Origin of the sequence: Bartonella sp. AP21QHHD (genome assembly GCF_042196205.1) — a bacterium.
Classification (GTDB): Bacteria; Pseudomonadota; Alphaproteobacteria; order Rhizobiales; family Rhizobiaceae; genus Bartonella.
The window spans coordinates 49,512-62,424 of record NZ_JBHIPT010000118.1; the positions used below are offsets into that span (position 1 = coordinate 49,512).

At 34.1% G+C, this 12,913-nt stretch carries 11 protein-coding genes, 2 tRNA genes and 3 pseudogenes; 4 read left to right on the forward strand and 12 right to left on the reverse strand.

The window, feature by feature from the left end; genetic code table 11:
- Positions 1 to 2: 2 nt before the first annotated feature.
- From ACFIMC_RS08715 to ACFIMC_RS08725, 3 genes are all read right to left on the reverse strand, one after another.
- Positions 3 to 584, reverse strand: coding sequence for a NuoB/complex I 20 kDa subunit family protein (locus tag ACFIMC_RS08715; protein ID WP_375638388.1), 582 nt, complete (start codon positions 582 to 584; stop codon positions 3 to 5).
- Positions 575 to 940: an NADH-quinone oxidoreductase subunit A gene (locus ACFIMC_RS08720; protein ID WP_005773599.1), complete on the reverse strand. Its 366-nt coding sequence runs from the start codon at positions 938 to 940 to the stop codon at positions 575 to 577. The genes ACFIMC_RS08715 and ACFIMC_RS08720 overlap by 10 nt, the downstream gene beginning before the upstream one ends.
- Before the next feature lie 298 nt (positions 941 to 1,238).
- Positions 1,239 to 1,315: transfer RNA gene (locus tag ACFIMC_RS08725), tRNA-Asp, on the reverse strand.
- A 173-nt stretch (positions 1,316 to 1,488) separates the two neighbouring features.
- Here ACFIMC_RS08725 and ACFIMC_RS08730 point away from each other — a divergent pair.
- Positions 1,489 to 1,564: transfer RNA gene (locus tag ACFIMC_RS08730), tRNA-Val, on the forward strand.
- 99 nt (positions 1,565 to 1,663) lie between these two features.
- Here the strand turns inward: ACFIMC_RS08730 and ACFIMC_RS08735 are convergent.
- Positions 1,664 to 2,066, reverse strand: a pseudogene (locus ACFIMC_RS08735) (helix-turn-helix domain-containing protein).
- 216 nt (positions 2,067 to 2,282) lie between these two features.
- On the opposite strand from ACFIMC_RS08735, the gene ACFIMC_RS08740 reads away from it, so the two are divergent.
- Positions 2,283 to 3,101, forward strand: a complete 819-nt coding sequence (locus ACFIMC_RS08740; protein ID WP_375668363.1) for an ATP-binding protein — start codon at positions 2,283 to 2,285, stop codon at positions 3,099 to 3,101.
- On the opposite strand, the pseudogene ACFIMC_RS08745 reads toward ACFIMC_RS08740, so the two are convergent.
- From ACFIMC_RS08745 to ACFIMC_RS08755, 3 genes and pseudogenes are all read right to left on the reverse strand, one after another.
- Positions 3,071 to 3,223: pseudogene (locus ACFIMC_RS08745) on the reverse strand (lysozyme); the annotation flags it as partial. The gene ACFIMC_RS08740 and the pseudogene ACFIMC_RS08745 sit on opposite strands and share 31 nt — an antisense overlap.
- Positions 3,224 to 3,286: 63 nt before the next feature.
- The gene (locus tag ACFIMC_RS08750) at positions 3,287 to 3,616 is read right to left on the reverse strand and encodes a hypothetical protein (protein WP_375668364.1); all 330 of its coding nucleotides are present in this window, start codon (positions 3,614 to 3,616) and stop codon (positions 3,287 to 3,289) included.
- A gap of 132 nt (positions 3,617 to 3,748) precedes the next feature.
- On the reverse strand, positions 3,749 to 4,003 hold the full coding sequence (locus tag ACFIMC_RS08755) for a hypothetical protein (RefSeq protein ID WP_375668365.1): 255 nt from the start codon (positions 4,001 to 4,003) through the stop codon (positions 3,749 to 3,751).
- A gap of 11 nt (positions 4,004 to 4,014) precedes the next feature.
- On the opposite strand from ACFIMC_RS08755, the pseudogene ACFIMC_RS08760 reads away from it, so the two are divergent.
- Positions 4,015 to 4,791: pseudogene (locus ACFIMC_RS08760) on the forward strand (DUF3987 domain-containing protein); the annotation flags it as partial.
- A 950-nt stretch (positions 4,792 to 5,741) separates the two neighbouring features.
- Here the strand turns inward: ACFIMC_RS08760 and ACFIMC_RS08765 are convergent.
- The 4 genes from ACFIMC_RS08765 to ACFIMC_RS08780 all read right to left on the reverse strand — a co-directional run bounded on the left by ACFIMC_RS08765 (position 5,742) and on the right by ACFIMC_RS08780 (position 10,261).
- A complete protein-coding gene (locus ACFIMC_RS08765; protein WP_375613859.1) occupies positions 5,742 to 6,734 on the reverse strand; it encodes a hypothetical protein in 993 nt (330 codons plus the stop codon).
- Positions 6,703 to 7,242: a hypothetical protein gene (locus ACFIMC_RS08770; protein ID WP_375683818.1), complete on the reverse strand. Its 540-nt coding sequence runs from the start codon at positions 7,240 to 7,242 to the stop codon at positions 6,703 to 6,705. The genes ACFIMC_RS08765 and ACFIMC_RS08770 overlap by 32 nt, the downstream gene beginning before the upstream one ends.
- A 64-nt stretch (positions 7,243 to 7,306) precedes the next feature.
- A complete protein-coding gene (locus ACFIMC_RS08775; protein ID WP_375680903.1) occupies positions 7,307 to 9,091 on the reverse strand; it encodes an MFS transporter in 1,785 nt (594 codons plus the stop codon).
- A 159-nt stretch (positions 9,092 to 9,250) separates the two neighbouring features.
- Entirely contained in the window at positions 9,251 to 10,261 is a 1,011-nt protein-coding gene (locus ACFIMC_RS08780) for a radical SAM protein (RefSeq protein WP_375680904.1), read from the reverse strand.
- An 870-nt stretch (positions 10,262 to 11,131) separates the two neighbouring features.
- Between ACFIMC_RS08780 and ACFIMC_RS08785 the strand changes: the two genes are divergently transcribed.
- Positions 11,132 to 11,293 carry a DUF4102 domain-containing protein gene (locus ACFIMC_RS08785; RefSeq protein ID WP_375668367.1) on the forward strand — a complete coding sequence of 54 codons (162 nt, stop codon included), beginning with the start codon at positions 11,132 to 11,134 and terminating at the stop codon, positions 11,291 to 11,293.
- Between the two features lie 532 nt (positions 11,294 to 11,825).
- Here ACFIMC_RS08785 and ACFIMC_RS08790 read toward each other — a convergent pair.
- Positions 11,826 to 12,725, reverse strand: coding sequence for a septal ring lytic transglycosylase RlpA family protein (locus ACFIMC_RS08790; RefSeq protein ID WP_375668368.1), 900 nt, complete (start codon positions 12,723 to 12,725; stop codon positions 11,826 to 11,828).
- Positions 12,726 to 12,913 lie beyond the last annotated feature (188 nt).

Below are 12,913 nucleotides of genomic sequence, written 5' to 3' on the forward strand. Positions count from 1 at the left end.
CTCTATCGCTCTATGGATCCGGTACGACGGATTTTTTTCTGTAGCAACAATATGCCGTATAATAATGCCTCTGCTGTAGGTGGACACCCTGGGACATATATATCGACAGGCACGATACGATCACATCCCCGCACTACTGAATAGGAATAATGATAATATCCCCCACCGTTTGCACATGATCCCATAGAAATCACATAACGTGGCTCTGGCATCTGATCGTACACTTTTCTTAAAGCAGGAGCCATCTTATTTGTTAGAGTACCTGCCACCACCATCACATCTGACTGGCGGGGTGAAGCTCGTGGTGCATATCCAAAACGCTCATTATCATAATGAGGCATTGAGCATTGCATCATTTCGATAGCACAACAAGCCAAACCAAAACTCATCCACATTAAAGAACCGGTACGTGCCCAAGTAATCAAAGCATCTGCCGAGGTAACTAAAAAACCCTTATCTGATAATTCAGCATTGATATCACGAAAAAACTTATTGTCAGATCCTATCAGCCCACCAGTATTTGGATCAATGATTCCTTTTGGTTTTGGAGCCTCAATCGTTGAATTATTAGATCTTAATTCCATTCAAGGGCTCCTTTTTTCCATTCATATATAAATCCAATAGTCAAAATCGCTAAAAACACAATCATCGACCAAAAGCCAAACATACCTATTGATTCGAATGAAACAGCCCAAGGAAAAAGAAATGCAACTTCAAGATCAAAAATAATAAATAAAATTGATACCAAATAGAAACGAATATCAAACTTCATGCGTGCATCACTAAATGAATTAAACCCACATTCATAAGCCGATAATTTTTCAGGATCGGGGGAACGATATGCTACAATGTAAGGTGTAATCAACAAAACTCCAGCAATAACCGCTGACACAATAATGAAAATCAAGACTGGCAAATAAGAGCTCAATAAATAAGCCATAACCCTCTTCCATCGTAACGAAATGCCTGAGTTTAACACAATGATTCAATATTGCGAGACCAAACAGACAAATTTAACAATCGCTCTATTAACTCTATTCATACTGCTTCTAAGGCATACAGAGCGATACTTTTCTTATCGGCATAGGTAACGCAGAGCAAAGAAAGACGCAAGCCCTATTCTTATAAACCATATAAAAAGAAAGAAAAAACATATTTATTCCCCGATCAAACACTCCACCACATTACTCATAGCATATGGATATTTTAAAAAGGAAATTTCATAAGGAATCACGAAATGGCGCGAGTGACGGGGCTCGAACCCGCGACCTCCGGCGTGACAGGCCAGCACTCTAACCAACTGAGCTACACCCGCGCATTTTTTTCGAACCAATTTAATTTGGTACAAGCGGTCGTGTAAGGGGTTCATGCGTTCATGTCAAGAAGGATTATGCATTTTTAAAAAAAATTATCAAATCCCATCTTTATTCTTGCGTTTAGAAAAATTCTTCCTTAAATAGTCTTCATTCAATTGCTGATCATTGCATTGGGCGATTAGCTCAGCTGGTAGAGCGCCTCGTTTACACCGAGGATGTCGGGAGTTCGAGTCTCTCATCGCCCACCATATAGCTTTATATTCCTATTAAGTTTTTGGAATTCATATCTTTTTTACTGCGAGGGATGCCTTAATAAAGTTAAGGGAATAGGATTTTTCAACCTATCTCTATAGGACGCCTCTTTTTTTGCAAACTTTCTCAAGAACGTCTTTTAATTCTGCTAAGTTTTGTTGTGAAAAATTCTCTAAATTTCTAACAAACTCACCAACAGCTTCATGCCTCAACGGATCAGAAGTCTTGATTGTAAAACTTTTGCGACAAACATAAGCTTCTTTTCTTAAGAGTAAAGCCTTCTCTTGATCTAAATCATAGAGTTCAATTATCTTTTCCTACAGTCCTACAGGAACAGATTTTTTGCCAATTTCTACAGAAGATAAAAATGATACAGATATGTCTAATTTCTTAGCCATATCTATAGAGGCGTTCTGAGCGAACAATACGAAGTTTGCGTAAAGTTTTACCAAAGGGGGTAACATTTGAAAAATCCTTTAGAAAGAATAAGTATTTTATTCTGATTCTAATAAAGTTTTTCAAATTTTGGTTAGTCTTTATTTTTAGTGTGTGGAGATCTTGTCCAATACCTCTATACAAAAACCGTTATCAAGCATATACAATATCTCTTATGGTGAGAAATTATTAACTTTTCATCAGGAATAGTGTGTTTAATATCATTATAAAATTTAAATATTACAACGAGATATATAAATAAAATATATTGGTGTACTTATGCTTGTCAATCTTAATGCTATAATCCGCGATCTTTCTTCAGAAACGAATATCGTTACAGTTCTTAAGGAATCTATCGTTAACTCTATACAAGCTCATGCAACAAAAATTGATATTTTATTCCAACTTTATGGCAATGCAGATTTGTGGGAGAATCAACCAATTTTTTCTATAAGTGTTTTTGATAATGGAGATGGATTTACAAAAGAGAATATCAAATCTTTCTCTTCTTATAAAAGTGATTATAAAATTCAAGAAGGATGTAAAGGGGTTGGACGTATTACTTACTTGAAAATATTCGAAGAAGTTAAAATCATTAGTTTTAGCAAAGATGAACATCATGCTCAAATTTCACTGAATTTCACCCCACAGTTTACACAAGATTCTTTTAAAAAAGAAAATGGCGAAAAAGATAAATGGTGGAATACACATTTATCTTTTGAAGGGCCTTATAAACAAAATGTGTTAGATATAAACTTAGTTCATAATGAAATTTACTATCATCTTCTTCCTTTACTTTTTTTAAAGAAAGATGAAAATATCCAAATTAACTTTTATGTACATAATGTAGAAAATTTAGAAGATGTAAATAACTTAAGGGATGTAAAAAATTTAGAAGATGTAGAAAGCTTAGAGAAAAGAACAATCAATACGCAAGATTTACCTTACTTAGAATATAAAACTCTCAAAATCGGTCTTTCAAATATTCCCTTCAGCCTTTCTTATTATTTTGAAGATAACACAAATTCTAAGACTAAAGTAGAGGCTTACTATTGTGCTAATAATCGTACTGTTATGCCTTTTTTGACAAGGGGGTGACCCGAATTGCTGGTGTGACCATAACCAATCGTCCAGATACATGCCGTGTCTCTATATGCCTCTAAACGCAAACCTTCCCATTGTTTGATAAGCTCTAATCCTTCTTTCGATATCTTTCTCATCTGACGCTCCATAAAAAAAGCCCCACAAAAGTGGGGCTGGATAAAAATGTTTTCTTATGATCTCTATTGGCTATGCTCTTTGATCAGCTGCTCGACTTCTTCAACACGAAAGCCAAGTTGAAAGAGCGGTGCATATTCGCTTTCCTGTAATTCATACTGACAACGCTTTTCTACAAAATCACCATTTAAATCAAACGGCATGGTTGTTGTTAGACAAACCTTATGCGTGTCATCTTCAATCCCCTCTTCTCCCTCTCCAAGCTCTTTAACAAAGACCCAATAAAAACGTGTTGCTAAAAGATTCCCTAGCCTCCTTACGGTTTCAGCCTTATCAAAGGAAAGCATGTTCAGATAATCTTGCTTGCTATTTAAATGCTCTGGATAATCTATCATCTACCCCTCCTAAACAAAATGCCGTGGATAACTACAGCCACGGGCGCCAGCCGATTCATAAATGGCATTCCGTGTAATGACTGCACGCAGATGTGGATTGATATTCGTAGTATCAGACCAGTCTCCAGCAGCTCACAATGCATACATATCTTTTTTAAACTGTACATTTGGTGAGGTTCCAGTTACCGTTTGCATGAAACAAACATCTCTCACAAATTGCCAAACATAACCGCAACCATCTTCACAACCGATATGCGAAATCATCCGTATATTTGCCGTATTCTTATGACCTCCAGAATGTTTTGGTGAAGGTGCTTTTTTGCCTTGAATCCCACCACCTTCATTGCTTCCATACATCGCAGAGGTAAATTCTGTATTATTGAGCAAAGCCTTCTTAAAAGGAGTATCAATCAGACTGTGCTTTTTATTTGGAAGCTTTTAATGAAGATGATCAATTTACTTATGACCGTATAGGACGTGGAACCATTTTTATCCCTTATGTCACTTTATCTATGATTAGGGGCATTCAACCTTCACGGATTATTGCCATTATTCAAGCAATGCACCATGGAACAAATAATGACGGCTTATTGCAACGATTTCAAATGCTGGTGTGGCCCGATGAACGACAAGAGCGGTTATGGGTTGATAGACCTCCTAAACAAGAGGCATGGGAAAGCTATCAAGGAGTCTTTCGTTCTCTTTATGATAAACCTTTAGGATCACCAAAACACCCTATTACCATACGCTTTTCTGCTGAAGCTCAAGAAATGTTTCGTGTATGGTGGGAAAATTTTCAAAGAACAATCAAAGGAGGTCATTTCTCATCAAGTTTACAAGCACATCTTTTAAAAATGAATAAAACCATACCAACCCTTGCTTTGATTTTTGAATTGAGTGAGGGGGGGCGTTTTGAAATAGGCCTGCCTTCACTCACTATGACATTGTGTTGATCACCCTATTTGTTAAGTCATGCAAAACTCATTGTAGAGCCTTGTGATCATTTACCAGATGGTTTTACCTGCACGAGATGTTTATAAGCGTGATTGGAAGCTTTTAAAGGATAAAGGAATTATTCAACAAACTTTAGAGCTTTTATGCTGTTACAACTATCTTCGTGAAATTTATGAAGACAAAACCCAAAAGGCGGTCGGCCTACAAAACGCTATGAATAGCTCACCTTGGTGAAAAATCATAGGACCACACAATAGAGAAATCTCTTTTGACAGTTTTTCAAGCCAATCGCTCAACGCTCTTTTTAGTGACATTCTCTTCATTGCTCTTTTTTCAAAGAAAATGATCAGAGTTCTTCTTACAAAGAGTTTTGTTGCTTTTGGAGAGTTATTCCAATGTTTATGTTATTTTTTTAATAATAAAAAATAAAAAACATTATATTTTAATATTTTTGTTTAGGATCTTGAGCTACTCTATGGAAATTTCTATTTTTGTAAAAAATCCAAACGTGCAACAGCATGGTAAAATATATTTTTATGACGTTGGTGATGATCTCAAGAAAAAAGAAAAAAACCTTACGATAATATGAGTCATTTGGAAGTATTGATGGTATTAAGTGAATATCAGCTACAATATCATTGGGATTTATATTACTCGTAATTGGCATTTTGGATGCATGGCTCATTTGTTCTGCGAATTATTGGACTTGAATGTTTAATCTATAAAGCCCAGTATTGATGATATTAGAATAAAAGCCATCTTGATTTGTAAGTTTAATCGAATGCAAATTGAGAACATTCGATATAATAACAAGCGTATGCTTCTTAGCTAGCCCCTTTTAAGTAAGATAATAAGTCCACCTGCCATACTGTTTTGATTGGGGTTGAGCTCAGCTTTATAATAAACATCAAGCTTAAAAATACCGTTCGCTTATTTTGAGTTACATCAAACTGAAATACCTATAATTCTTTCTCATCAAAAATCTTGAATAAAAAAGGCAAGTTGCTGCTTAAATTACTGCTAATATCAAAAAAATCAAAGCCAATTTTGCCACCATCTTTGACACTTTTAGTATATAAGATCCCGATACATGAGACAAGCACCATATCGTTCTTCCATCGGTATGTCCTATATCTATTCACGAAACATAGCTGCTTCAGAGTGGGAAATACTATATATTTGTAGCAATTTCTTTTAATTGATTCATATCAAAATACAAATCCGATACCTTTTGGCAAAATTTATCAAGATAAATAAACAATTCATCAGAGAGAGATATCTTTTTTTCTCGAATTCTCATTAAATCCTCAGTTTTATTATTTAACGGATGCGCTTCAAAATTACTTGCACGATTTCCTGCTAATTTGGTAGGCATATAATGATTTATGATGTTACAAAAACTACAATCTAAAGGGCCTGAAACATTACTTCCAACCATACCAACGTAGTTATTTTTATTCTCAAAACACTTATATAATTCTTTAATATTACTTGCAAATGGCTTATAGACAAAAGCATTATAGCCATATTCGTGAATTTTTTCATAACCACATTTCACGAATGTCTCATCAGCGATATTTAAGAAACCCAAATCTGGAATTTTTGAAGGAAATTTCACAGGCTGTTCTATTCCAAACAAATTATTCTTATCTATCCTATCAATAAAATAATTCCACTGCTCAAAATTAATACTTGCATTGAAATCAATAATAAATTTTACATTTTTGTTTTCATTAACAATTGCAATTGTATCATCCAAATACTGATTCGATGATTTCAATTTTATCAAATCGTAATTACGTATCTCATCATCAATAATTGCACCTATTCCTATCGTTTTAATAGATTTCATTAATCCAGAATTAATAATTTTAGCCATTTCAACTTTTTTAAAAAAATCTTCCAACCCAAAGAAATAGCTTAAAGAATTTGCAAAGTGTTTACTTTTATTTATTGATCGTTCATTTACAGATTTTATAAAATCGTCCGGCATTTCTCCGTGACTAGGTGACAATGGCAACTCCATAGCAAAGGGCGAAATAACTTTATCCTGAGCAGTAAATAAAATTATCAGTTCTGTTTTTTCAACTAACACACCAGAAGAACTGTGAAAAGAATCCGATAGTTTATATTTATTGGTGTAAACTCTGATGCGTATATCCATATTTTATCTCACAGCCAGAAAAAAAATCCCGTATCATATTTAACTGAAATCTATTCTCATACTTTTTTCTATTTTCAAAATTAACTAAAATGAACTCGGGAGTAGCGATACGTATTAGAGCTAACACTTCTGCCAAATCGAATCTCTCCGATAAAGTAATCGTCACACTATATGGTACGCTATCTTTTTTCATACATTCTATGTTACGCACCCACGTTTGTTTATATTTTTTACTGTCTAGATTTCTTATCTCTGAAATAACATCTGTGCCTATTTGTATCCCTAAAAAGAACGGATTACTCTTTAATAGCTTCAAATATGGTTGAATATAGATGTGCCCCCCTGTTGCAATCCGAAAATATTTTTTGCAAATGAGACACATACAAGTATATTTATGAAGTAAATCATAATCGAGCTCAAAAGGCTCTCCACCAGAAAGAATAATAAAATCAGATTTTATGTCATTTATTGTATATAAAGATTCAGGCAACGCGTCATCTCTCACCATATATTCCATCGAATACGGACAATGATTGCAGCCCGCACTGCAATTTTCATTACAAATTACAATATTATCGCCCATGAAATTTTTTATTCAAGTTCATATAATCCAATACTAATTGTTTCATGAAAATATTTTGGTATAGAGAAAGATCAGAAATTTTTTTAGCCACAAACGCTTTTATCATTGGTAAAGCTTCATCCTTTGATATAGACAGCAAATGAGAAATATAGTCTATCCGTTCTTCTAAATTGAGAGATAATCTTGGACTGGTGAAAAATGTTAAGATATCCAATTCCGGACTGGCTTCTTGACATAAATCCCAATCCACTACCATAAAAGAACTATCAGAAGTAACAATGATATTATCAGGATGTAAATCTCCATGTGATAAGATTATATTCTTGCTTAATCGATCTTGAAAGATCTTATTGATTTGATCAATAATCGCCTTTTGATGTAGCAAATCCATTTGGCTCAATACAGTACCCCGGATAAACTCCCATTCGACTATTTCATCGCAAAGTGTTATCAAATTTGGTGCAGGATAGAGACTTTGTCGAAAAGAGCCATCCTTGATGTTTTCATTAATGCACGATGCTTCCGGATAAATTTGCCCATAGCAAAACTCTTGATGCTTGCGTTTCAAGAAATGTTGTTTTGACGATTGTGCATTTTCAGGCTGTAACCAAATGATTTCTTGTTTTCTGACAAAAATAATTAAAGCAGACACCCCAAAAATCACAGCCATAATCACTGCCAACCACAAATTAGCTTGCCAGAATGTTGAAAAAACATGACCGTATAAAAAACTGAATGCAAAGGATACAACAGCTGTAATAATGGCTGTAAATGATAAAACAGTCGCGATAGCTTTGGGATCAATCAGTGAATTTATAAGAAGAGACGACAGATAAGATCGATAAGCAGATTTAAAAACACATAGCAGTAAAAATCCTAATATAAGAGCCGCAATGATTTGAAATGACATGAGAAAAAAAGCAATGGTTACCATACAACCAATCATTAAGACGGGAAAAATAGGATTTTGAAACTTTGAAAAATACTTCTGAAACAATATATTGGAACTTGCTGAAAAAAAATTCCCAATGATAAAAATAATCGAAACCAAAATAGCAGGTTGAAATGGCAAAAAATCAGAAAATGCGATAGAAACAGTTCGATTATTAACCAAAATAGCAAAAGCTGAAACTGCACTTAAAAAAACAAGAGTGAAGCGATAAGGGTTTTTGACTTCTTTACGGCTGGCGCACATAACTGTGAAAATACTCGGATGAGCGTTGATATGAAAACTATCTAATCCCTTCGTCAGTTTTGAAAACATAAAAATAGCAAAAATTAATGAAAGGATTTGAAAAATTACAGGCAATGCAGGATGCACATAATAAAGTATTCCCCCTAAAAAAATAAGTACCGTTGTCACACTATAGGTAACAGCAGCCACTTCGGACTTAACGGAAAACAGTGTGCGATGCTTTGGTACTACAGAAAAGAGTAAACTATCTTCCGCACCTGAGAAACAAGCGGCCGCTAATGTGATACACAACAAATAAGTGGCGTAAGCAAAATATGCATAATTCATAAAAAGAGCTAAAAAACCGCAAAGAAAGAAAAACAGCCCAGTATAAATAACGCGCTTACTTCCATAAACATCTGATAATAAACCCAAGGGGACTTCTAAGATCAAAGGAAGCAATAAAAAATAACTACCGATTAAAACAATATCCGCTTGCGACAAATGCAATTTTTCCGACAAAAAAAGTGGTAAAACAACAACCACTAGAGCAGTAGACTTGCTAACGCTATAAATCTTAAATTGCTTAACCTTATCCACAAAATACCTTCCCACGACATCCGCTACATGCGCCAGATTCTTTCAAAGATTTTAAAACGCTTTGAGCAGACCAATCTATTGCCTCATAATTTGTAGATTCCCAAAAGCTTCTGAATAAAAGCAATTTTTTAAATCTCCATTATAGTCCAATACCAAGGATCAAAATGGAAATAAACACATTAACGGCGACGAAACGTACGCAGAATTTTCGCCTAAGTAATAATTAATACAATTTACAAAATTTTGTGACGTCCATGAGATTTTCCTTTCTTGGAACTTTTTATCTATATAAATCTGGAGGGGGGATTCTTTCCTTGATAATTCATCTCTCAAATGAAAAAGTGAAGCGTTTGGCGGAAGAGTTTTGTTTCTTAAAGCCTTAGATCGATCCTTTGTATTATTTTTTCTAGAAAAACTAAATGACGACGTATCGAGCGGACTGAATCCGATATAATCGACATCTTTGCTTATACAAAAATCGATAAAATTAATAATATTTTCTAGAATCTCTTTGGTAACTGTCGCTCTTATTCCTATACTTTGCAGAGGTTGAAGATTCTTAACTGTTTCAATGTTTTTCCACACGCGATCAAATTTATTCGCCCCCCGTATATCATAATATCCTTGGACACTAGTCGAATCCATAGAAATAACAATTTCTTTTATGTCATACTGTGAAATCCATAAATTTTTATGCAATAAGATGCCATTAGTATTTAATTCAACGGGCAGACCTAGTTCATTCAACGTTAATAAAATATCTTTAAGCTTCGGATGCATTAAAGGTTCTCCCCCAGAAAGCATCACTGAGGCAGCTCCTTTTTCTTTCAACATTCTAAATAAGGGTATTAAACTTTCTGGAGTATGCCAATTTTTTTCCTTAATCCTCCAGCAATCGCACATGATACAAGGGCTATTGCAATTCTGGATAATATGTATAATAGGTGTTACAGGTACCCATAATTTTTTAAGATCAAAAATCGAATCTGACGCACTAATCAAGTTTTCCTTCTTTAAAAGAAAGCCATTCTTTTCTAGTTCTCTTAACAAGATTGAAAAATCTGATGCTAAAATCTCTGTCTCTACATTAAGCTTTGCCGCAACAGTTTCAATTTTCTGATTCTGTAAAAAAGCTGAATCAATTAAAATTATAGCTGAATCATTAAGCACAATAGTCTAAAAATCATTTAATCTAGTTATGCTATTCTCGTCGAGATTAATACGAAACATTTCCCCTCCTAAATTGTTTCTCAATAATACAATGGATAAGGGCGCTGCACCGCCCTTATCCTGCTTTTTTATTTTTTTCTATCTCACACCAATGGTTTATAACAAGTTAAAGTTGCACTATTCACAGTGCCAATCACCTGCGGTTTTTTATATGACATAATATCCCCCTCATATTGTTATTATGTACTTTATTTATATTCAAGACAATTAGTATTTTATAAAAAGTCTAAAATTCTACAACTTTATAATTGTAAAGTCAATTTAACTGTATTACGCAATATTCAGTTTGGAAAACAAATTAGCCTATACCGGTATAAATCGAAAAACTCTTGTGCTCAGCTAATTTCCATTTTAATTATTAAGTTCATTCAAAAAGTGTTATTCCTGATTTCAATGGCTATTTCACTTCAATCGCAATAAGAAATATGCAATGCTCTGCTTTATCAAGTAATTTTAAAAAGTTTTTTTGGGGCTGAAATAAAGAATAGTTGTTGCGTAAATCAGCTTCTCAGAAGAAAAATTTTTCAATTATTTTTCTGTTTTAATTGTAATTTTGTGAACTACTACTTGCGGTGAAATTACCTTTAAAAGAGGTTCTACTCGACGCCAAAATACAAACTTTTATTTCTTATTAAAGATACAATCATATTGATTTATAATGATAATCTAGCGTTATTCATATTGAATTAGACCCTCGAATAACGCAAGATTCTCTCATTCCAAACCTGTTTATGTTGAATCAATCAAAACCACTCGCTTGCACATAACAAGCGGGATGAGTATGTGGATAAAATTTGTATAAGATTAAAAATGGCTCTTATGAACCGTCTTAATGCAAGGGCTGTCGCAACATTGGGGGCTGGCAAATATAATGATGGTGCCGGCTTGCTTCTTCATAAGCATAAAGATGGTGGTGCTCAATGGCTTTATCGTTATACCATTCACAGGGGCTGTCGTAAAATAGGCTTGTAGCGTGTTAAAGTATGTCTCTTTTAAATAAGTCCATGAATTGGCAATGTAAGTGTATTTTGTTTGAGACGCTCTGTTTTTCGTGAGGGAACTTACTCCATTAAAGAACATGATAAACAAAAGCATGAGATAATGCATAATCTTTTCATAAGATATTACCGTAGATACTTTAGAAAGATGCAAGGCCGAATCAAAAGAAAATATTTTTTTACTTGTTAAGCTTTTTATTCCTCTCAAATCGAGAGTACAAGTTGTTTTAGAGATTACACAAACAGACTGACACAATAATTTACCTTCGTCTAGCAAAAGCTATTACAGCAAGAAAAGTACACGCTTTATTAAGCAAGCAATATCATAAAACGACGAATAGACCAGCAATGGAGTGGAAAGGCCGTACTGAATTTATAATAATAGAATCCAACCACGCTTTTTGAAAAGGACAAAGCGCTTTAAGATAAAAATCCTACACTAAATCCGTAATTTCTTACCTTTTTTACTAGAAAATTATATAGATAAAAAATCAATGCATTTTTTCTTAAAACAGTTGTAGCCAATTAACCTTTGTTTTTTTGTTTAGCTTATTTATAGAAGCAACTTGATCGAATGGTATCGGCTTATCAACCATGATAGGACCAATTTCTGGCAATTTAACTGCAACAGTTTTATTACGTTGTTCTTGTTCAACAGCAGCTGCTTTAGCTAATTCTTTTTTGTTCCTTGTATTGCGCTGCTCTTTTAACAAAACAGTTTCTCTTTTTTTCGCAACATTTTCCGACGCTAATGAATATGGGGCAGCATTTCCAGGAGTATAAGAGGACATTAAATATGCACCATCATAATAGCCAACAGGTGCTTCAGCAATATACTCTACTTTAACATCTGCAACTCCCCTATCTACATACCCCAGTATTGTCGCAGCTTGCCTTGATAAATCAATGATTCTGTCTTTCATAAAAGGTCCGCGATCATTCACTCTAACAACGATTGAAGATCCATTTTTCAAATTAGTGACACGAGCATAGCTAGGTAAAGGCATTGTAGGATGAGCAGCAGTCAAAAGATTCATGTCATAAATTTCACCGTTGGCAGTTAAACGTCCATGAAAATCTGAACCATACCATGATGCTTCGCCAACACGTTTATAAGTTGGATCACTTTGAGGATAATACCACTTTCCTTTTATTTGATAAGGTTTACCAACAATCGCTCGTCCACGCTTTTTTTCTTCCGATTGATTCTTCTTATTGGAGACTTGTTGAGGTAGTACAGAAGTGTTTACGTTAATTGGTTTATTATGATAGGAATCTTTTATTGAAAAATTCATAGTTTGGCTTGCGCAACAAGATACCAGTGACTGAGAAATGACGATCATAGAAAACAATTGAAGTGTTGGTTTAATCATAAAAGTAAATTTCTTTTTTCTATTTGAAGGCATCTATTCAGTCCACTTATTTCTGTTAAGTACTACTGTAAAAACCACGTCACGCTCTTTGTACGCAACGGAAGAATTTACGTTTTTAAATGATTCCCCTCGCGTATATACCACTCTTGAATTGGCCCCTTTTATCAAGAAATTAACGTATTGTTAACCTTTTTATGGTTTTCATACAAAATAAATGTACT